The organism is Actinomadura sp. WMMB 499 (genome assembly GCF_008824145.1).
GTDB lineage: Bacteria > Actinomycetota > Actinomycetes > Streptosporangiales > Streptosporangiaceae > Spirillospora.
In genome coordinates this window covers 5,698,176-5,718,736 of sequence record NZ_CP044407.1, presented here as the reverse complement: position 1 = coordinate 5,718,736, position 20,561 = coordinate 5,698,176, and the positions used below count along the sequence as shown (strand labels likewise).

At 73.6% G+C, this 20,561-nt stretch carries 15 protein-coding genes and 2 pseudogenes; 8 read left to right on the top strand and 9 right to left on the bottom strand.

The genetic code is table 11. The features are described from left to right. Window positions 1-296 precede the first annotated feature (296 nt). From F7P10_RS25740 to mtrA, 3 genes are all read right to left on the bottom strand, one after another. The gene (locus tag F7P10_RS25740) at window positions 297-2,072 is read right to left on the bottom strand and encodes an LpqB family beta-propeller domain-containing protein (protein ID WP_151012982.1); all 1,776 of its coding nucleotides are present in this window, start codon (window positions 2,070-2,072) and stop codon (window positions 297-299) included. Then, on the bottom strand, window positions 2,069-3,706 hold the full coding sequence (mtrB, locus tag F7P10_RS25735) for an MtrAB system histidine kinase MtrB (RefSeq protein ID WP_151012980.1): 1,638 nt from the start codon (window positions 3,704-3,706) through the stop codon (window positions 2,069-2,071). Before mtrB ends, F7P10_RS25740 begins: the two co-directional genes overlap by 4 nt. Before the next feature lie 171 nt (window positions 3,707-3,877). Then, the gene (mtrA, locus tag F7P10_RS25730) at window positions 3,878-4,555 is read right to left on the bottom strand and encodes an MtrAB system response regulator MtrA (RefSeq protein WP_151012978.1); all 678 of its coding nucleotides are present in this window, start codon (window positions 4,553-4,555) and stop codon (window positions 3,878-3,880) included. 541 nt (window positions 4,556-5,096) lie between these two features. Between mtrA and F7P10_RS42675 the strand changes: the two genes are divergently transcribed. The 5 genes and pseudogenes from F7P10_RS42675 (at window position 5,097) to F7P10_RS25705 (ending at window position 10,494) form a co-directional block, all read left to right on the top strand. Continuing rightward, complete coding sequence (locus tag F7P10_RS42675; RefSeq protein WP_176611654.1) at window positions 5,097-6,155, top strand: hypothetical protein; 1,059 nt, start codon at window positions 5,097-5,099, stop codon at window positions 6,153-6,155. Further along, window positions 6,155-6,898 (top strand): DUF4129 domain-containing protein, encoded by a 744-nt coding sequence (locus tag F7P10_RS25720; protein ID WP_151012976.1) that lies wholly within the window; start codon window positions 6,155-6,157, stop codon window positions 6,896-6,898. Before F7P10_RS42675 ends, F7P10_RS25720 begins: the two co-directional genes overlap by 1 nt. Further along, the gene (locus F7P10_RS25715; protein WP_151012973.1) at window positions 6,892-8,136 is read left to right on the top strand and encodes a DUF4350 domain-containing protein; all 1,245 of its coding nucleotides are present in this window, start codon (window positions 6,892-6,894) and stop codon (window positions 8,134-8,136) included. The genes F7P10_RS25720 and F7P10_RS25715 overlap by 7 nt, the downstream gene beginning before the upstream one ends. 101 nt (window positions 8,137-8,237) lie before the next feature. Then, a complete protein-coding gene (locus F7P10_RS25710) occupies window positions 8,238-9,206 on the top strand; it encodes a MoxR family ATPase (RefSeq protein WP_218040723.1) in 969 nt (322 codons plus the stop codon). Then, window positions 9,206-10,494 (top strand): annotated as a pseudogene (locus F7P10_RS25705) (DUF58 domain-containing protein). The gene F7P10_RS25710 and the pseudogene F7P10_RS25705 overlap by 1 nt, the downstream one beginning before the upstream one ends. Window positions 10,495-10,637: 143 nt before the next feature. On the opposite strand, the pseudogene F7P10_RS25700 reads toward F7P10_RS25705, so the two are convergent. Beyond that, window positions 10,638-11,632: pseudogene (locus tag F7P10_RS25700) on the bottom strand (stage II sporulation protein M). 120 nt (window positions 11,633-11,752) lie between these two features. Here F7P10_RS25700 and F7P10_RS25695 point away from each other — a divergent pair. Together F7P10_RS25695 and F7P10_RS25690 are read left to right on the top strand one after the other, a co-directional pair. Continuing rightward, the gene (locus tag F7P10_RS25695) at window positions 11,753-12,832 is read left to right on the top strand and encodes an RDD family protein (protein ID WP_151012970.1); all 1,080 of its coding nucleotides are present in this window, start codon (window positions 11,753-11,755) and stop codon (window positions 12,830-12,832) included. Between the two features lie 165 nt (window positions 12,833-12,997). Further along, window positions 12,998-14,443 (top strand): cellulase family glycosylhydrolase, encoded by a 1,446-nt coding sequence (locus F7P10_RS25690; protein WP_151018290.1) that lies wholly within the window; start codon window positions 12,998-13,000, stop codon window positions 14,441-14,443. A 39-nt stretch (window positions 14,444-14,482) separates the two neighbouring features. Here F7P10_RS25690 and F7P10_RS25685 read toward each other — a convergent pair whose 3' ends face one another. The 4 genes from F7P10_RS25685 to F7P10_RS25665 form a co-directional block, all read right to left on the bottom strand. Next, window positions 14,483-15,853, bottom strand: a complete 1,371-nt coding sequence (locus F7P10_RS25685; protein ID WP_151012968.1) for an FAD-binding oxidoreductase — start codon at window positions 15,851-15,853, stop codon at window positions 14,483-14,485. An 85-nt stretch (window positions 15,854-15,938) separates the two neighbouring features. Next, window positions 15,939-17,306: an FAD-binding oxidoreductase gene (locus tag F7P10_RS25680; RefSeq protein WP_151012966.1), complete on the bottom strand. Its 1,368-nt coding sequence runs from the start codon at window positions 17,304-17,306 to the stop codon at window positions 15,939-15,941. Between the two features lie 182 nt (window positions 17,307-17,488). Next, window positions 17,489-18,463, bottom strand: coding sequence for a hypothetical protein (locus tag F7P10_RS25675; RefSeq protein WP_176611653.1), 975 nt, complete (start codon window positions 18,461-18,463; stop codon window positions 17,489-17,491). Window positions 18,464-18,537: 74 nt separating this feature from the next. Next, window positions 18,538-18,948, bottom strand: coding sequence for a nuclear transport factor 2 family protein (locus F7P10_RS25665; RefSeq protein WP_151012960.1), 411 nt, complete (start codon window positions 18,946-18,948; stop codon window positions 18,538-18,540). A 75-nt stretch (window positions 18,949-19,023) separates the two neighbouring features. Here F7P10_RS25665 and F7P10_RS25660 point away from each other — a divergent pair, with 75 nt between their 5' ends. Beyond that, window positions 19,024-19,578: a TetR/AcrR family transcriptional regulator gene (locus tag F7P10_RS25660; protein ID WP_151012958.1), complete on the top strand. Its 555-nt coding sequence runs from the start codon at window positions 19,024-19,026 to the stop codon at window positions 19,576-19,578. Here F7P10_RS25660 and F7P10_RS25655 read toward each other — a convergent pair. Next, window positions 19,565-20,425, bottom strand: coding sequence for a VanW family protein (locus F7P10_RS25655; RefSeq protein WP_151012956.1), 861 nt, complete (start codon window positions 20,423-20,425; stop codon window positions 19,565-19,567). The two genes, F7P10_RS25660 and F7P10_RS25655, sit on opposite strands and share 14 nt — an antisense overlap. Window positions 20,426-20,561 lie beyond the last annotated feature (136 nt).

Below are 20,561 nucleotides of genomic sequence, written 5' to 3'. Positions count from 1 at the left end.
GGGGTGGCCAGGCGGACGCGGCCGTGCTCCTTGTACGCGGACAGGACGGCTTTCACGGGGCCCTGGTACAGGGTGACCGCGTGGGGCGAGGGACGCCGGGTACGGCGGGCCCTCGGCGGACGGGTGCCTGGAGGGGGAGGGCACAGAGGGGGCAGAGGAGGACGGACGGGCGCCCGCAGCCCGCGCAGCTCTCGGGGAAGATCAGGTCGAGGATCGTCGTCAGTGCTTTCATGCACTCGACGATGCCCGGCGGGCTCCGGGGGCCGCAGAGATTCTTCGGCCTGTGGATAACTTCGTCAGCGGGGGTAGTACGGGTCGCGGCCCGCGATGGAGCAGACCCACGCGCTGTAGGTGTTGGCGGGCGAGCGCTGGCGGCAGACCTTCTGCTCGCCGGCGGCGCGGGTGCCGATGAGGACGGGCGCGCCGGGGGCCGCGGTGATCGTCTCGGGTTCGCCGAGGGAGCCGACGCCGAGGGAGGTGATCGCGCTGCCGCTGACGGGCATCAGGAACGGGAGCGTCTGGGCGTCGCGGTTGGCCCGCCCGAGGACGGCGAGGGTTCCGTGGTCGCGCCAGGCGATGTCGACGGCGTCCTGCAGTTCGGAGCTGACGGGCAGGAACGCGCCGACGTCCAGGGTGCCGTCGGGAGCGTGGGCGATGCGGCCGATCTGGATCTGGGGGCGGCCGTCGACGCGGACGATGACGGCGGCGCGCACCCCGTCGCGGGCGACGTGGAAGGCCAGGACCTCGCGGCCGCCGAGGCCCCAGTGGGCGGCGCGGACGGGAGACCGGCCGGGGCGGCGCACCCAGAGGGTCGAGCCCTCGGACGTGCTCTCCACCGTCCACAGGGTGCCGTCGGGGCTCCAGGACGGGGCGGTGAAGCGGCCGCCCTCCCGGGCGTTCAGCAGGACGCGCGGGGCCGCGGCGCCGGTGACGGGAGCGGCGACGATGACCTGGTCGTGGGCGTAGCCGAGTCCGGCGACCTCGCTGTAGTCGGGGGACACGGCGGGACGGGAGAGGTTCACGGCGGGGGCGACGGGGTGGGCCCGGTCGCCGCGCAGGGTGCCGAGGGCGCCCGTCTCGCCGGTCATGTAGGCGTTCTGGTGCTCCTTGCTCTTGGCGTCCGGGCCGTCGGGCGAGTTCTCCGGCCAGGCGTACACGGACTGGGTGGCGTCCATGCCCTCGGCGGTGACGGTCTCGCCGCCGATGCGCAGCCGCCAGCGCTGGATCTCCGACAGCTGCCGGAGCGTCCAGCCGAGCTGGGCGGACATGCGCTCGATGTCGCCGCCGCGGGCGGCTTCGGTGAGGTCGACGGTCGCGACGTCGTTGTCGATGTCGACGGATCCGCGCAGTTCGGTTCCGGCGGGGAAGGCGCTCCGCACGGCGCCGTTCAGCCAGGACGTGGGGCCGTCCAGGGCCGCCCGGACGAGCTGGGTGGGGAGCGTCTGGCGGTTCACGACCGGCAGGAAGATGCCGTTGGGGACGAGGGTGTGCCGATCGGGGGCGAAGAAGTACAGGTTGACGGTGCGCATGGCGCGGTCGACGTCGTCCTTGGTGAGGATCAGGCCGGCCTTGTCGCCGCCGGGCAGCCCGGTGATCCGCCAGAGGCCCTGCGGGGTCCTGGCGACCTGGAAGGCGAGGTCGATCTCCTTGGGGGCGGCGGTGTACTGGCCGTCGGAGGTGATCGTGCCGAGCTGGTCGCCGCTGATCCGGACGGTGGCCTGGCCGTTCTCCGACCGGACGATCTGCGGGCTGACGATCCGGTCCGCGATGACGGTGACGAACGGGCGGGGCCCCGGCTCCCAGCGGGACTTGGGGCCGAGGTACTGCTTGGCGACCCGGTGGTCGTCGTCGAAGCTCGCGGACGCGGCGAGGAAGCCGGAGACGATCTCCGCGGGCCCCCATTCGGGGTCGGGCCCGACGGGGATGAGCCGGACGTACGGGTCGTCGACGCGTTCGGCGCGTTCGGCGGGCTGTCCGGTGACGACCTGGCCGCCGCTGGGCACTCCGGCGCAGCCGGTGCCGGTCATCAGGACGGCGGCGCAGAGCACGGTGAGGCCGAGCCAGCGGTTCATTCGCCGACCTCCAGTTCCGCGTAGACGGGACGGGGATCGCCCGCGCCGGGCGGGACGAGCGGGAGCGGGGAGCCGCGGAGCTCGGCGCCCGCGGCGCGGGGCAGGGAGAGGCGGAACTGGGAGCCGTGGCCGGGTTCGCCCCACGCCTGGAGCCAGCCGCCGTGCAGCTGGGCGTCCTCGCGGGAGATGGACAGGCCGAGGCCGGTGCCGCCGGTGGTGCGGGCGCGCGCGGGGTCGGCGCGCCAGAAGCGGTCGAAGACCATCTGGCCCTCCCCCGGTTTCAGGCCGACACCGTGGTCGCGGACGGCGACGGCGACGGCGTCGCGGTCGACGGCGGCGGACACGACGATGTCCTCGCCCTCGCCGTGTTCGACGGCGTTGACCAGCAGGTTCCGCAGGATGCGCTCCACCCGGCGGCGGTCCACCTCGGCCATGCAGGGCTCGCCGGGCAGTTGCAGGACGACCTTGCTGCCCTTGCGCTCGGCGAGGCCCTGGATGTCGCCGACGGTGCGCAGCACGAGATCGCGCATGTCGAGGGACTCGGCGTCGAGGGTGGCGGCGCCGGCGTCGTGCCGGCTGATCTCGAGCAGGTCGCCGAGCAGGGCTTCGAACCGTTCGAGCTGGCTCTGCAGCAGTTCGGCGGAGCGGCCGACGGCGACGTCGCCGAAGGTGTCGCGGTTCTCGTAGAGCATGTCGGCGGCGATGCGGATGGTGGTGAGGGGCGTGCGCAGCTCGTGCGAGACGTCGGACACGAACTGGCGCTGCACCTGCGAGAGGTCTTCGAGTTCGCGGATCTTCTCCTGCAGGTTCTCGGCCATCTCGTTGAACGAGCGGCCGAGCCGGGCGAGGTCGTCCTCGCCGCGGACCCGCATGCGCTCCTCGAGGCGGCCGGCGGCGAGGCGCTGGGCGCCCTGCGCGGCGAGCCGCACGGGGATGACCACCTGGCGCGTCACCAGGGACGCGATGGCGGCGAGGAGCAGGACCAGGACGATGCCCACGCCGGCCATGGAGCGTTCGACGGTGGTGAGGGTCTCCTCCTCCTGTTCCAGGGAGAACAGGTAGTAGAGCTCGAACTGCCCGGTGCGTCCACCGACGATGAGCCCACGCTCGGACGGGCGGTCGCCGAGGTAGCTCAGTTCGCCGTAGGTGTAGGCGCGGGTGCCCGCGGGCGCGTTCGCGATCTCCTCGCGGAGGCGTTCCGGGACGCTGCCCTGGCGCAGTTCGTTGGTGGCGTACCCGTCGGAGTACTGCTCGTTGGTGTCCCGGATGTACACCTCGTACAGCCCGGACGGGCCGCTGCTCGACTTCAGCCGGTCGATCGTGGCGTCCAGCCTGCTGCCGCTCTCGGAGGAGTTGCCCAGGTCACGCTGGACCTGCGCCAGGCCCTCGTCGAGCTGGAGGCGGGCGGCCCTGACCTTGCTGTCCATCAGCGCGGACGAGACCTGCTGCATGAGGAACGCGCCGAGGATCACGACGACGATGCCCGAGATGAACAGCGTCGAGGTGACGACGCGGACCTGGATGGAGCGGCGCCAGCGGGTGAGGGCCTGCCGGACGCCGCTGCGCACGAGCCGTCGGAGGGCGCGCAGGATCCGCCGCGCGAACCGCCCCGCGCTCCTCAGGGAGACGTTCATGAGGAGGCCGCGGGGAGTCGCGCGGTCGGGTTGCCGGACGAACGAAGGGTCATCGTCGTGTCACCGGAGGGATCGGGCCGGTGGGGGTCGAACCGGCGGCGGGCGGGTCAGTGCGGGGGACGCCCCCACACGCGCCCCGGACCGGCCCGTTGTCGTGGGAACGACAACGGGTCAGGCGGGACCGGCCTTGTAGCCGACGCCGCGCACGGTCACGACGATCTCCGGGCGCTCGGGATCCTTCTCGATCTTGGCGCGGAGTCGCTGGACGTGCACGTTGACCAGGCGCGTGTCGGCGGCGTGCCGGTAGCCCCACACCTGCTCGAGGAGGACCTCGCGGGTGAAGACCTGGCGCGGCTTGCGGGCCAGGGCGACCAGGAGGTCGAACTCCAGCGGGGTGAGGGGGATGTGCTGGTCGCCGCGCTTGACCGAGTGTCCGGCGACGTCGATGGTGATGTCGCCGATCTGCAGGGTCTCGGGGGCGGGTTCGTCCGTGCGCCGCAGGCGCGCGCGCACGCGCGCGACCAGCTCCTTCGGCTTGAACGGCTTGACGATGTAGTCGTCGGCGCCCGACTCGAGCCCGAGGACGACGTCCACGGTGTCGCTCTTGGCCGTCAGCATGACGATCGGGACCCCCGCCTCGGCGCGGATCTGGCGGCAGACGTCGATGCCGTCGGCGCCCGGCAGCATCAGGTCCAGCAGCACGAGGTCGGGGCGGGTCTCCCGGAACGCCTCGAGCGCCTTGTCGCCGTCGTGCACGAACGAGGGCTCGAAGCCCTCGCCCCTCAGCACGATGCCGAGCATCTCGGCGAGCGCGAGGTCGTCGTCGACGACCAGTACACGTCCTCTCATGGCCCTCATCGCAAAGTCGGGGTTCGGTGGTGGGGGCGCGGCGCTCCGGTCACCACCTAGCCGCGGAGAGATATGCCTTGGCGTGCCAGGTTACCTGCGTTTGCCTTGTACATGACTCCCCCGAGCCGGGTGGCCGCACGTTGTCACGTCGCGCGGCGCACGGCATCGCGCCCGCATTGCAGCAGGGCAGTGCCTTATGCGCTCTTTATACAGTGCAGGACTTGTCAAGCGAGACGCCCGAATCCGGCGCGGAAACGGCCGGAATCGGGCGGATTCCATCATCGGTCCCGGCGTGTCGCGGAGCGGATCACCGTGCGGGACGCGCGATCACGGTGAACCCGGCATTGCGACCATGACAGGATGACCTGACCGGACGCGCGCGGGGGACGCACGCGGCGGACGCGCACGGGAGGGGCACCACGGGGAGGCACCGGGTCCGCGGTGCCGACCGGGCCGTGCGGCGGGCTGCCGCACGGACTCGCCGAACAGGTCGCCGAAACAGATCGCCGAGACAGCGCCGCAGAGATCGCAGGGAGCCGCCATGCCGGGACCGGACGGCCGGGACGTCGCCGCGGAGGAGACCGTCCCGTTCCGCCCCATGTCGATCTCGGAACTGCTGGACGGCGTGATCGCCGGGATCCGGCGCCGGCCCCGGGTGATCTTGGGGATGTCGGTGACGGTGGCGGCGGTGATCCAGGTGGCGGGTTCCGTCGGCGCGTTCTTCTTCATCGGCGACGAGGCGCGCGACGAGGTGACGCCGGACGTGCTGCTGAGCTCGTTCGGTGCGCAGGCGACGCTGAACGGGCTGCTGCTGGTGCTGTCGGGGTTCGGGATCCTGCTGCTCGCGGGGTTGCTGGCGCCGCTGCTGGGCCGCGAGCTGCTGGGCGCGCCGATCCCCGCGCGGCGGGCGCTGCGCGACGTCCGTCCGGTGGCGGGCCGGCTGCTGGGGACGGCCGCGGTGGTGCTGGGCGCGGCCCTGCTCGCGGGTGTGCTGCCGACCGTCCCGTTCGTCCTGCTGGCGGCGGCCGGGGCGCATCCGGCGGCGATCGTGTCGGCCGCGGTCCTGGGGTTCTCCGCGGGATTCGCGCTGATGGTCTGGGTTTACGTACTGCTCGTGCAGGCGGTGCCTGCGGTCGTCCTGGAGCGACGCACCGTGGGGGGCGCGCTCAAGCGCGCGCGGGCCCTCACCAAGGGACGCTGGTGGCGTCTGTGCGGCGCGCTCGTGCTGGCCCTGCTGGTGACGGTCTTCATGGGGCTCTTCGCCCTGCGGATCCCGTTCATCGTGGTCCAGCTCGTCTTCTTCGGCGACGGCAGTGACGCGGTGGCCGCGCTCGCCGTCGACACGGTCGGACGGATCGTGGCGTGGTCGGTCGTACTGCCGTTCGACGCGGGAGTCATCGCGATGCTCTACATGGACCAGCGGATGCGCCGGGAGGGGTTCGACCTGGAGGTGCGCCTGCGGCGGACGTCCGGGTCGACGCCGTCCGCCACGGCGCCGGAGGACGTCCGGGGCACGCACGCCCCAGGCGGCGCCGAGCCGGACGACGAGGCGTTCACCGCACTGTGGCGGCCGACCGACGGAACGGGGGCGACCCTCTGATGCTCGGCGCCCCGACGCCCGCCCTCTCGGCGTTCGCCCCTTCGACGACCGGCGCCTCCGCGCCCGGCCCGGTCGACCGCGAGCAGGCCCGCGAGATGGCCCGCCGCGAGCTGGAGAAGCAGGTCTACCAGCGGGAGGAACCGTCCTGGCTGGAACGGACCTGGAGCGACTTCACGGAGTGGCTGCGCGAGCTGATGAACCAGTCGCCGGCCGGCCAGCCGCAGGGCGGCGGCAGCGGCATCCTGTCGATCGTGGTGATCGTGCTGGTGCTGGCGGCGGCGATCGCGCTGGTCGTGTGGCTGATGTGGGGGCGCGGCAACCCGCGGTCGCGGCGCGGGGCGCTGCTGGACGAGGCGCGGCCCGCGACGGCGCTCGACCATCGGGCCGCCGCCGAGCGGCACGCGGCGGCCGGGCAGTGGGCCGAGGCGATCCGGGAACGGCTCCGCGCGGTCGCGCGCGACCTGGAGGAACGCGCCGTGCTCGGGCCGCGGCCGGGCCGCACCGCCGACGAGCTCGCGGCCGAGGCGGGCACGGCGGTGCCCGAACTGGCGGACGCGCTGCGCACCGCCGTGCGGATCTTCGACGACGTCTGGTACGGCGACCGGCCCGGCACCGCCGACGGGTACGCGCAGGTCAGGGACCTGGACGACCGGTTGCGCGCGGCCCGTCCGGCGCCGCTGGAGTCCGACGGCCCCGTCCCGGCGGGGCGGGGCGACGACGAGGACGGAGGGCCGCGATGGTGACGCAGGCACCGCCCGGCGCCCCCGGTGCCGGGACGGGCACGGGGGCGCCCGCCGAGCCGTCCGCGCGGCAGGTCGCGGGACGCCGCTGGCGCGCGTCCCGCGGGATCCTGGTGGCGCTCCTCGCGCTGGCGCTGATCGGGGTGATCCTGGCCGCGCTGCGGCCGTCGAGTTCGGCGGGGTCGCTCGATCCGGAGTCGCCGAAGCCGGAGGGCAGCCGGGCCCTCGCCGCGATCCTGGCGCAGAACGGCACGCGCGTGGACGTCGCGCGGGACGTGGACGCGTCCCCCTTCGCCTACGGCCCCGCCACCACACTGGTGGTGACGCACAGCGAGCGGCTCACCGATGAGGATGTGGCCCTCCTACACTCGGCCCGGGCCAACCTGGTGCTCGTCCAGCCCACGTCGCACGTGCTGCGTGCCCTAGCCCCCGGCGTCGACTCGGTGGGGAACGCGTTCTCCGGTGTGGAGTCCCCCGGTTGCGGTCTCCGGGCCGCCCGCCTCGCGGGCCCCGTGTCGTTCAACGAATCGCTCCTTTACGCCCCCGACCCCGGCGCGATGCGGGGCGACGCGACCGCCTGCTACGCGGCTCCGGACGCGGACGTGAACGGTGCGCGCCTGGTGCAGGTGCAGGAGCCGCGCGGGAGGACGGTCACCGTTCTCGGGTCGACCGCCCCGCTCGTCAACGAGCATCTGGACGACGAGGGCAACGCCGCGCTCGGCATGAACCTGGCCGGGCCCGGCACCCACACCGTGTGGTTGATGCCCGACCTTCCCGAGCCCGGCACCGCGGCCGGAGGGAAGTCGCTGATCGAGCTGATCCCGTTCGGGGTGAAGCTGTTCTTCCTGGAGCTGCTCGTCGCGGTGCTGCTGGTCGCGCTGTGGCGAGCCCGGCGGCTCGGCCCGGTCGTGGCGGAGGCGCTGCCGGTCGTGGTCCGCTCCGCCGAGACGGTCGAGGGCCGCGCCCGGCTGTACCGCGCGAGCCGCGCCCGCGACCGTGCGGCGGACGCGCTGCGGGCGGGGGCCCGGGAACGGCTCGTCCCGCTGCTGGGGCTGCCGCGCTCGGCCGCACAGGACCCGGCCGCCGCGCAGCAGATCGTCTCGGCCGTCGCGAGCCGCACCGCGCACCCGGAGGCGGTCGTGGGCGGCGCCCTGTACGGTCCTGAACCCGTGGACGACGCCGGGCTGCTCGCCCTCACCGACGTCCTCGACGACCTGGAAAGGCAGGTACGCCAGTCGTGAACCACCCTGTTGACCTCGGAAAGGGCGACTGGCCCGGCGACGGGCCGGGCGACGGGCCCGCGACGGTGGCCGACGGCCCGCCGGGCACCGGCGCCGCCCCGGTGTCCGAGGAGACGCTGCGGCGCGCCGAGACGGCCCGCGCCGCGCTCGCGGCGCTGCGCGGCGAGGTCGCCAAGACCGTCGTCGGGCAGGACTCCGTGGTGACGGGTCTGGTGATCGCGCTGCTGTGCCGGGGCCACGTGCTGCTGGAGGGCGTCCCCGGGACGGCGAAGACGCTGCTCATCAAGACCCTGTCGCGGGCGCTCGAACTGGACTTCAAGCGCGTGCAGTTCACCCCCGACCTGATGCCGGGCGACGTGACGGGCTCGCTCATCTACGACAACCGGACCGCGGAGTTCGAGTTCCGCAAGGGGCCGGTCTTCACGAACCTCCTGCTCGCCGACGAGATCAACCGGACGCCGCCCAAAACGCAGGCGTCGCTCCTGGAAGCCATGGAGGAGCGACAGGTTTCAGTGGAGGGCTCCGCGCGCGCCCTGCCCGACCCGTTCGTGGTGTGCGCGACGCAGAACCCCATCGAGTACGAAGGCACCTACCCCCTGCCCGAAGCCCAGCTGGACCGGTTCCTCGTCAAGCTGACCGTGCCCGTCCCCACGCGGGACGAGGAGATCTCGATGCTCCAGCGGCACGCGTCCGGTTTCGACCCGCGCGACCTGTCGGAGGTCAGGCCGGTCGCGGGAGCGGACGAACTGGCCGCCGGGCGGGCCGCGACCCGGGCCGTCCACCTCGACCCCAAGGTCGCCGCGTACGTGGTGGACCTGTGCCGCGCCACCCGCCAGTCCCCGTCCCTGCAGCTCGGGGTGTCGCCGCGCGGCGCGACGGCGCTGCTGGCGACGTCCCGCGCGTGGGCGTGGCTGTCGGGCCGCGACTACGTGACGCCGGACGACGTGAAGGCGCTCGCCCGGCCGACGCTGCGGCACCGCGTGCAGCTGCGCCCGGAGGCGGAGCTGGAGGGCGCGACCACGGACGGCGTGCTGGAGGGCATCCTCGCCCACGTCCCCGCCCCGCGCTGATGGCGCTGACCGGACGGCTGGGGCTGCTGGCGCTGCTCGGCGCGCTCGTCCCGATCCTGCTGCCGAGCTGGTGGACCCTGTTCGCGCTGTGGGGCGCACTGCTGCTGGGCGTGGCCGCCGACCTGGCTCTGGCGGGCAACGTGCGAGCGCTGCGGTTCCACCGGTCGGGCGACTCCCGGGTGCGGCTGGGCGAGTCGGCGCGGGTGACGCTGACGGTGGAGAACCTCGGCCGGCGGCGGCTGAAGGCCCGGCTGCGGGACGTGTGGCCGCCGAGCGCGGGCGCGACGCCCCGGACGGCGGACGTGGACGTCCCCGCCGGGGAGCGGCGCCGGGTGGAGCTCACGCTCACCCCGACGCGGCGCGGCGACCGGGAGGCCGTGACGGTCGTGGTGCGCTCGGCGGGTCCGCTGGGGCTGGCCGCGCGGCAGCTCTCGCGGCGGGCGCCCTGGACGGTGCGGGCGCTGCCGGCGTTCCCGTCGCGCCGCCACCTGCCCGCGAAGCTCGCCCGGCTGCGGGAGCTGACCGGCGCGCACGTCGCGCAGATCCGCGGGCAGGGCACCGAGTTCGACTCGCTGCGCGAGTACGTGGACGGCGACGACGTCCGCTCGATCGACTGGCGGGCCACCGCGCGCCGCGCCGACGTGGTCGTCCGGACGTGGCGGCCCGAGCGGGACCGGCGGATCTACCTCGTGCTGGACACCGGCCGGACGGCGGCGGGGCGCGTCGGCGACATCCCCCGGCTGGACTGCTCGATGGACGCGGCGCTGCTGCTGGGCGCGCTGGCGTCCCGGGCGGGCGACCGCGTCGACATGCTGGCCTACGACCGGCGGGTCCGCGCCCGCGTGGAGGGCGCGTCCCGGACGGACCTGCTGCCCGCGATGGTGCACGCGCTGGCGCCGCTGGAGCCGGAGCTGCTCGAGTGCGACGCGGCCGGGATGGTGTCGACGCTGCTCGCGCGCGTGCGGCAGCGGGCCTGGTCGTCCTGCTGACCGACCTGAACACGGCGGCGATCGGAGGGCCTGCTGCCGCTGCTGCCGCAGCTCACCGCCCGGCACCTCGTCATGATCGCGGCGGTGGCGGATCCGCGGGTCCGGGAGATGGCGGACGGGCGCGGCGACCTGGCGGCGGTGTACGACGCGGCGGCCGCGGAGCGGCGCGCGCGGAGCGCCGCCGGCTCACCGCGGAGCTGCGCGGGCACGGCGTGGAGGTCGTGGACGCGCCGCCCGAGGAGATCGCGCCCGCCCTCGCCGACGCGTACCTGGCCCTCAAGGCCGCCGGACGGCTCTGAGACGCCCCGGCTTCCCGGAGCGGCACAAGGGCAGGGAGCGGCTGCGTCCGCGGCTCTGCGTGCCGCTCAGCGGGCCGTGGGCCCGGTCGGCCCGTCGCGAGGGTCGGCCCGTCGCCGGCGGTCGGCCCGCCACCGGGGCGGGGTCAGCCCGCCACGGGGGCGAGGTCGGGCCGCAGCTCGGCGTCGCCGGTCTCGCCCCGCCGTGTCGCCCGCCGGCCGAGGACGATCACGTACGTGAGGAACGCGAGCTCGGCGACGACGCCGATCGACACGCGCAGCCAGGTCACGTGCACCCAGCCCGTGACGAAGCCCTCGATCAGGCCCGACACGGGAGGACCCCGACGAGCCCGATGGCGATGCTCACGGCGGCCCGGCCCTCCTCCGCGAGGGCCTGGCCGCGGGTGCGCCGCCCAGGATCGATGATCGTCCAGCCCAGTTTCAGGCCGCCCGCCACGGCCAGGTACACGGCGGTCAGTTCGAGCAGGCCGTGCGGCAGGATCAGTCCGAAGAAGATGTCACCCTTGCCGTGGGCGAACATCAGCCCGCCGGTGAGCCCGAGGTTCACCTGGTTCAGCACCAGGACGTACACGGTCGGTATGCCGAGCAGGATCCCGAAGATGATCGCTACTGCGGACACCCAGGCGTTGTTGATCCAGACCTGGAACGCGAAGGAGGAGGCGGAGTGCTCGGTGTAGTAGTTCGCGAAGTCCTCGTCGACGAGCTGCCGGATCTCCTCGGGGGCACCCACGGCGGCCTGGACCTCCGGGTTCCGCACCACCCAGATGGCCAGGGCGAGGGCCAGCAGGTTGCCCAGGACCGCGTTCCCCAGCCACCACCACCGCAGCCGGTAGGCGACCGCCGGGAAGGTGACGGTGGCGAACTTCGAGACGTCCCGCCACATCGGCGCCTGGGCGCCCGCCACGGCCGCCCGTCCGCGCGCCACCAGCGACGACAGCCGTCCCACCAGCTCCGGGTCGGGCGAGCTGGACCGGACGACCGACAGGTGCGTCGCCGTGCGCTGGTAGAGCTCGACGAGCTCGTCGGCCTCGGCACCGGTCAGCTTCCGCCCCCGGTTGATGAGCTGCTCGAGGCGGTTCCAGTCGGGGTTGTGCGCGGCCACATAGGCGTCGACGTCCACCCGGGGAGACTAACGCGTCCCCCCGCCGAAGCGGCAAAATGGACCAGCCCCTGCAAATGACCAGCCCTGCAAATGACCAGCCCTGCAAATGACCAGCCCCCTGCACTGGAGGATCGGCACATGGGCCAACTCGTCACCGGCGAGGCCGTCGCGCTCGACATCCGGGTCGCGCGGCTGGCCAGCCGCGGCTGCGCCCTGCTGATCGACCTGCTGCTGCAGGTCACGATCCTCAACGTCGCGCTCTACTTCGTGAGCGCCACCGCGATCATCGCGGACGAGGCGTGGGCGATCGGGCTGGGGCTGCTGGCGACGGTGACCGTGCTGGTCGGCTACCCGTGTGCGGCGGAGACGCTGACGCGGGGCCGCACGCTCGGCAAGATGGCGCTGGGCCTGCGGGTCGTCGGCGACGACGGCGGCCCGATCCGGTTCCGGCAGGCGCTCGTGCGCGCCCTCGCGGGGTTCATCGAGTTCTGGACGTTCTACGGTTCGCCCGCGCTGATCGCGTCGTTCTGCAACCGGCGCGGCAAGCGGCTCGGCGACATGTTCGCGGGCACGGTCGTCATCCAGGAGCGCTCCGGGTCCGGCCTGTACCGGCCGGTCGCGGTCATGCCCGCGCACCTGATCCCGTGGGCGCGCTCGCTGGAGCTGTCGATGCTCTCGGACGAGCTGGCGATGACGGCCAGGCAGTACCTGTCGCGCTTCTGGGAGCTGCGGACGGACATCCGCGACTCGCTCGGGCAGCGGATCGCCGACGACGTCGCCGCGGTCGTCAGCCCGCCCCCGCCGCCGGGCGTCCGCCCGGAGATCATGCTGTCGGCCGTCCTGGCGGAGCGGCGGCACCGCGAGCAGTGGCGGCTGGCCGAGCGCCGCGCCCGGCGGATGCGCCGGCTGGGCCTGCCCGTCCAGGTGCCGGCCGCGCATCCGGCGGCCGTGATGGCGATGGCCGGACCGCCGCCGGGGCCGGGCGCCGTCGCGGCGGGACCGCCCGCACCGCCGCCGTTCAGCGCGCCCCAGCCGGGCCGTCCCGCGTTCCTGCCGCCGCCGAACTACGGCTCGGGGCCGTACCAGGGGTACCTGAACGCCCCGCCCGGCCCGCCGTACCCGCCCGGCCCCGCGTACCCCACGGGGCCGCAGCAGCCGTACCCCCAGCAGCAGCAGCCGCATCCCCAGCAGCAGCAGTACCCGCCGCAGCAGGGCTGACTTCCCCGGCCGCCCCCCGCCCCCAGGACGCCGCCGGCCTGCGGGCGCCGGGTGCGGTTCGGCAGATCACGCCTTCCCCGCGCTCCGCCGTTGTGCACTTCTCCCACTTCCACCGCCCCCGCACGCCGCCTAATATCCGAACAAAATTCATGTTCTGGAGGTGGCATGCGCGCACGGACCGCCCGCACCGCGCGGAACCGGGGCCGGATCGCCCTGACGGCCGTCCTGGCGAGCGCGCTCGCCGCCGCGACCGTCACCACGCTCCCCGCCCCGCCCGCACGCGCGGACGAGGCGGCCCCGCCGACGATCGTCGACGAGCGGGGCAGGACGCTGATCCTGCACGGGCTCAACACCGCGAGCAGCGCGAAGGGCCCGAGCGGCCTCCCCTGGATCGAGCGTGCGGACGTCGCCCGCGAAGCCCGCGAGCTCGGCACGAACTCCGTCCGGTACCTCGTCCAGTGGAAGAACATTGAGCCCGAGCCGGGCCGGTACGACGACGCGTACCTGGACGACGTCGCCGAACGCGTCGCCTGGTACCGCGAGCAGGGCATGCACGTGATCCTGGACATGCACCAGGACATCTACGGCCCGGCCGCCTGCGAGGGCTCCGGAAACGGCGCGCCCGCCTGGGCCACGCACACCGACGGCCTGCCCTGCACCCCGCAGACCCCCTGGGTGCTGACGTACGTGCAGCCCGCCGTCATCCGCGCCTACGACCACTTCTGGAACAACACGGGCGAGCATCCGGAACTCAAGCAGCGGTACACGGCCATGTGGAGGCACGTGGCACAGCGCTTTGCCGACGACCCCGCCGTCCTGGGCTACGACCTTTACAACGAACCGTTCGGCGGCACCCGCCAGTTCGGCTTCTTCGAGGGGCCCATCCTCACGCCGTTCTACCAGGGCATCGTCAACGCGATCCGGGAGGTCGACCGGGACAACTGGATCTTCGTCGCGCCGCAGGCCCTCGGCCCGAACGAGGGCGCCGAGACGTCCCTCGGGACGATCGGCGATCCGCGGCCCGGGGATCCCCGGCTCGTCTTCGCCCCGCACTTCTACCCCGGCGGCGTGGACATCGGCGGCTCGTACGACGGGTTCACCGAGCTGCTGGTCAAGGCGCAGTTCCTGCTGTGGAAGCGCAACATGCCCGCCGCCGCGCGACGGCTGGGCATGCCGATATGGCTCGGGGAGGTCGGCGGCATGCCCGCGAGCGCTCCCGGAGCCGCCGAGTTCACCGGGGACTGGCTGGAGATGGCGGACGACCTGGGCATCGGCTGGGCGTACTGGTCCAGCGACCCCGGCGGCGCGGGCCCGACCGACGGGGACGGGAACCCGACGCTGTTCGCCGAACTCCTCGCGCGCCCCTACCCGCGCGCCGTCGCCGGCACCCCCACCGAGATCTCCTACGACGGGACGTCGCTCAAGGTCGGCTGGCGCGCGCGCAGCGGAACGTCCGGGCCGACCGAGATCTGGTTCCCGACCGACTCCCCCGTGGTGACGTCCACCGACCCCGAGGGCACCTGGAAGTACAGGTGGGACGCGCAGCGTCGTGTCCTGTCGGTGTGGGCGGACCCGAACAGCCCCACCCACACCGTGACCGTCGAGCCGTGAGGTCCACGCGGCGGCGGTCGCTCACGCGGCTCATAGGGCTCACGCGGCGGCGGGCCGGATGTTCTGGTTGTGGTGGAAGACGTTGTCGGGGTCGTACCGCCGCTTCACTTCCGCGAGCCGCCGGAGGTTCTCCTCCCCCAGCCCCTCCCGGACGCGGTCGGCCCCCTCGTCCCCGATGAAGTTCAGGTAGACGGCCCCGGTGGACCACGGCCGCATGGCCTCGCGCAGGCCGTGCGCCCACGCGACGGCGCGCGCGTCGTCCGCGGGGTCGTCCCAGAGCCCGAACGGGTGCACGACCCAGGGGTCCTTCCGCCAGGGGATCGGGTACTCGGGTCCCCTGGCGACGGCCCCGCCCTCCGGGAAGAGGACCTGCTGGGACGGTGACGGGATCACCATGTTCGCCGACATCTCGCAGAAGCGCGCCACGGCGTCGTCCGGGAACGCGCGCAGGTGCTCCGCCGACCAGTAGTTCCGGTAGCCGGGCGGGTCGTCGAGCATGCACTGCAGGTCCGCGTAGGACATCTCCGACTGGAGGCCGCCCGCGTGCCCCAGCCGCGTCATCGGCCCGATCACCCCGTTCGCCCTCGATCCCGTTCCCGTGTAGGTGAGCAGGAACGCGAACGCGCGACGTCCCACCAGGTCGTCCGGGACGAAGTCCTCCGGCGGCGCGGTCATGTACAGGGCTCCGCCGCCCACCTCGTCCGGGGCGGAGGCCATGAAGTCGCGGTACGCCCTCAGGATCTCCGGGCCGGCCGCCTCCGGCCAGAGCAGGAGCGCGACGGAGACGGCGGGAAGCGGATGGAGCCGCATCGTGAACGAGGTCGCGACACCGAAGTTCCCGCCGCCGCCGTGCAGCGCCCAGAACAGCTCCGGGTTCTCCTCCTCGCTCGCCCGCAGGTGCGTCCCGTCGGCCGCCACCAGCTCCACGGAGACCAGGTTGTCGCAGGCCAGCCCGAACTTGCGCTCCAGCCAGCCCGATCCGCCGCCGAGGACGAACCCGCCCACACCGGTCGTGGACACCCGTCCCCCGGTGGTCGCGAGGCTGTACTCCGCGGCGGCCCGGTCGAGTTCGGCCATCGTCGCGCCGCCGCCGACGCGGACGGTCCGGGCCCGCGGGTCGATCGTCACCGAGTTCAGCATCCGCAGGTCGACGACCAGGCCGCCGTCCGCCAGCGCCTTGCCCGCCACACCGTGCCCGCCGCCGCGGACCGACACCTCCAGCCCGCGCTCGCGCGCGAACCCGATCGCCCGCGCCACGTCATCGGTGTTCGCGCACTGCGCGATCACCGCCGGACGCCGGTCGATCATCCCGTTGAACAGCGCCCGCGCCTCGTCGTAGCCGGGATCGCGGGGCAGGATCACCTCGCCCGCGAACCCTTCGCGCAGGTCGGCTTCCTTGTGGATGGTCATGCGCCCCCCTCTCGTACCGTTGCCGGCCGCCGGCGGGAGGGGGAGGCGGCGACCGCTGACAGGACTGCCGTGACGAGCGGCCGGTTCAGGCCGGCTCGATGTTCTGGTTGTGGCGGAAGACGTTGTCGGGGTCGTACCGCCGTTTCACGTCCGCGAGGCGCCGCATGTTCTCGTCGCCCCAGCCCTCCCGGTAGCGTTCGGCCCCCTCGTCCCCGATGAAGTTCAGGTAGAGGGAGCCCGTCGACCACTCCTCCATCGACATGCGGACGTCCCGGACCCAGGTCTTGGCGCGGACGTCGTCGGCCGGGTCGTCCCACAGGGCCAGCGGGTGCACGACCCACGGGTCGTGCCGCCAGGGGATCGGGTGGTCGGCCGGGCCGCGCGCGACGGCGCCGCCCAGCGGCAGCAGCGTGTGCCTGGACCCGGACGGGACGATCATGTCGTCGGCCAGCGCGCAGTAGCGGGCCACCGCCTCGTCCGGGAGCTTCCTGATGTGCTGCGCCGTCCAGTAGTTCCGGAGGCCGGACTGGTCGTCGTCCATGCACTGCACGGCCGCGTAGGGCATCTCGGCGACGATGCCGCCGGCGGGCCCGAGCGCCGTCAGCGGCTCGACCATCGCCCGCGTCTCCGGCTCCGTCGCCACGCAGGTGACGACGATGCCGAGCGCGAGCCGTCCGGCCAGGTCGTCCGGGACGAAGTCGGCGGGCGGGGCGAGCAGGTACTGCGCGCCGCCGCCGACCTCGTCGGGCGCCGCCTCCATGAGATCGCGGAAGGCCGGCACGACGTCCGGGCCCGCCTCGGTCGGCCACAGCAGCATCGCGAGCCCGAGCGTGCTCAGCGGGTGCAGCCGGAAGGTGAACGAGGTGACCGCCCCGAAGTTCCCGCCGCCGCCGTGCAGCGCCCAGAACAGCTCCGGATTCTCCTCCTCGCTCGCCCGGACGTGCCGCCCGTCCGCCGTCACCAGCTCCGCCGACAGCAGGTTGTCGCAGGCCAGGCCGAACTTGCGCTCCAGCCAACCGGACCCGCCGCCGAGGACCAGCCCGGCCACACCGGTCGTGGACACCCGTCCCCCGGTGGTCGCGAGACCGTACTCCGCCGTCGCGCCGTCGAGGTCGGCCATCACCGCCCCGCCGCCGACGCGGGCCGTCCGGGCGTCCGGATCGACGGTCACCGAGTTCAGCATCCGCAGGTCGACGACCACGCCGCCGTCCACCAGCGCCTTGCCCGCCACACCGTGCCCGCCGCCGCGGACCGACACCTCCAGCCCGCGCTCGCGCGCGAACCCGATCGCCCGCGCCACGTCATCGGTGTTCGCGCACTGCGCGATCACCGCCGGACGCCGGTCGATCATCCCGTTGAACAGCGCCCGCGCCTCGTCGTAGCCGGGATCGCGGGGCAGGATCATCTCCCCCGCGAACTCCGTCCGCAGGCCGGGATCGATGTGAGTGGTCATTCTCGTCCCTCTCGTCCGGGTCGAGCCGTGGTGCGAGGGGTGCGGACCTGTTGGCGACAGACTGTTCCGCCCCCGCCCTGCCGGGCGTCACTCACTCCTCATTGTGCGCTCCCGTCCCAGGGATGAGAAGGGCCCGCGGCCCCTCGATAACCGAGAAGCCGCAGGTGAAAGCACATATGAGGTCAGCTGCCGAGCGACTTGATCCGCTCGTCGAGGGTGGGCCGCAGCTTCTTCACGCACATGATCGGCCGCAGTGCCTTCTCCTTCTCCTCGGCCTCGAGGTGGTGGGTCGTCCCCTGCGGGCACTCCGCCTTCGACCGGGTGCGGGCGAGCACCTTGGCGATGGCCTGGGCCGACTCGCAGGACGCCGTCTTCAGCCCGCCGACCGCGAAACCCGGGTCCTGGATGCACTCGCCGGCCGACACGATCAGCCCCTCGTCACCGAGGCACAGCACCGGGCGGGGCGGGTCGCCGCCGCCGAACGACCGCAGCTCCATCGTCTCCAGCGCCGTCGACGGGCACTCCTTCGCGGTGTCCACCCGCGCGACGACCTTCGCGTAGGACTCCTCGTCGGTGCAGGGGATCTCACTGCCCATCGTGATCGACGACTTCACGCAGTCGCCGACGTCGATCATCGCGCCCCCGGCGCCCGGGTCGCCGGGGTGCGGGCCGTCGATGTTGCGCGCGCAGACCGCCGTCGGCCGCGCTCCCTCGCCCGTCTCGGCGGTACGGACGCGCGCGACGCCGTCCACCCCGGCGGGGCAGTCGGGCGCCACGGACACGCCGGCGGTCCCGCTCGCCCCGACGACCCGGACGACCTTCCCCTTCGCTTCCGGTTCGTCGCAGCCGACCCGGTCGGCCACCGGGATCTGCCGGTAGGAGCTGCTCTTCTCCGCCATGTCGAACCGGACGCTGATGCACTGGTCGGCCCGCACGGGGCCGCTGGGCCCGGACGACGCGGTCACCACGACCGACACGACGATGGCCGCGACGACCAGGACGGCCGCACCGGCCCCGACCACGAACACCCAGGGCGACGTCCTGGCCCGGGCCTGCGGCGGCGGGCCGGGGAAGCCCCCTCCCGGCGGCGGTCCGGGCGGCCCGGGCGGGCCGGGCGGCTGGGGCGGCGTGCCGGACCCGTACATGGCGTCCTCCATCGGCTTTCGATCATGAAGGCTTGGAACCTACCGCACCCGTCCGACGGCCGATGACCGCCGTGCCGCGCGGGGGGTCAGCCGGAGAGGCGGCGCTCGGAGGGGGCGATGCGGACGTCGTTGATACTGGCCTCGCGGCGGCGCATGAGTCCGTCGCCGGCGAACTCCCACTGCTCGTTGCCGTGGCTGCGCCACCAGCGCCCGTCCGCGTCGTGCCACTCGTACTTGAACCGGACGGAGATGCGGTCACCGGTGTAGGCCCACAACTCCTTGCGGAGGCGGTAGTCGAGTTCGCGGTCCCACTTGCGGCGCAGGAAGGCCCGGATGGCGTCGCGGCCGGTGAAGAACTCGTCGCGGTTCCGCCAGACGGAGTCCTCGGTGTAGGCGAGGGCGACGCGCTCGGGGTCGCGGGTGTTCCAGGCGTCCTCGGCGGCCTGGACCTTGGCGCGGGCGGTCTCCTCGGTGAACGGCGGCAGCGGTGGGCGCATCGTGGTTTCCCCTCTCGAGAACGTACGTTCTCTCGCTAACCTAGAGAACGTACGTTCTCAACGCAAGGAGGGGGCATGGACCGGCAGGAGGCCGAGACGCGGCTGCTGGACGCCGCGGAGGCGCTGTTCTACCGGCGGGGCGTCCAGGCGGTCGGCATGGACGACCTGCGGGCCGCGTCGGGCGTCTCGCTCAAGCGGCTGTACGGCACGTTCCCCTCCAAGGAGGCGCTGGTGACGGCGTACCTGGAGCGGCGGGACCTGCGCTGGACCGCCGACCTCGAAGGCCATGTCGCCGCGCGGCGCGACGACCCCGTCGCCGCGGTGTTCGACTGGCTCGGCAAGTGGTTCGCGAGCGACGGCTTCCACGGGTGCGCGTTCATCAACGCGTACGGAGAGCTGGGCGACGGGTCCGCGCCGGTGGCGGCGGCCGCCCGCGCACACAAGGAACGCCTGCACCGCCTCATGCGCGGGCTGGTCGGGGACGACGCGCTGGCCGCGCAACTGGTGATGCTGGTGGACGGCGCCATCGTGTCCGCCTCGATGAACGGCGATCCGGGCGCGGCGGCGACGGCCGGGGCGGCCGCCGGGGTCCTGGTGCGGGACCGCGAGGGAGCGGTCAGACGCAGGTGACCTCGGGCTGCGGCTGGTACTCGGTGTGGTACTTCTCGCGGCGCACCTTGCGGCCGTCCTCCAGCAGGACGCGCCAGACGTCGATCTCGAAGCCCTCGCGGCCCGTCGTGGGCACGCACCTGCTCCCCCGCCCGACGGCCCTGCCGTACGGGGTGCGGTCGTAGCGCTCGGACGTCTCCGACCGGACCTCGTAGCGGCGCTCGCCCCACAGGCTGACCGTGATGGACGAGTCGGTGCGCTCGACCTCGATGCGGACTGGGGCGGTCGTGTCGTTGCGCCAGCGGAAGTCGAGGTCGGGGTAGGCGACGGCGGCCTCGCGCCCGTCCGGGTACTCGGGCATCCACATGGTGTGTGCGCGCGCCCTCTCGATGTCGAGCCCGGCGCGGAAGACGGCGTTGTAGAGGGTCGAGCTGACCTGGCAGATGCCGCCGCCGATGTCGTTCACGAGGCGCGGGCCCATGATGACCGGTGCCGGAACGTAGCCGCGGTCCTCGGTCCGGGGGCCCACGACCTCGTTGAACGAGAACGTCGCGCCGGGCCGCACGACCGCGCCGTCCAGCAGCCGGGCCGCGATCCCGATGTTGCGGACGCGCGGCTCGCCCCGGTCGAACCGGGTCGTGAACGTGCTCATCGGGCGTTCCGCCGGGGCGGTCCGCCGCGCGGCGGGGTCGGGGGCGGAGACGGCGGTCGCGGCGGGCTCGCGCGGCGCCCACAGGTATGTGGCCAGCAGGAAGCCGTTGGCGACCAGCACGCCGACGACGAACGGCCACCAGCGCCGCACGTGGTCGCGCAGCGCCCGCTGGTCCGCGCGGTATCGGCGGAAATGACGGCGCCGGGTCCGTCCCACAGCTCACACCCCCCGCGGATCCCCGGTCGGGACCCCGGGACGGGAGCCTGCCTGACGCGGGAGGGACGAACCGGCGTTCTTTACCTGCTGTTCGGGAACTCTCTCCGGAAAACGAACGCGCCGCACGCGCGCGTTG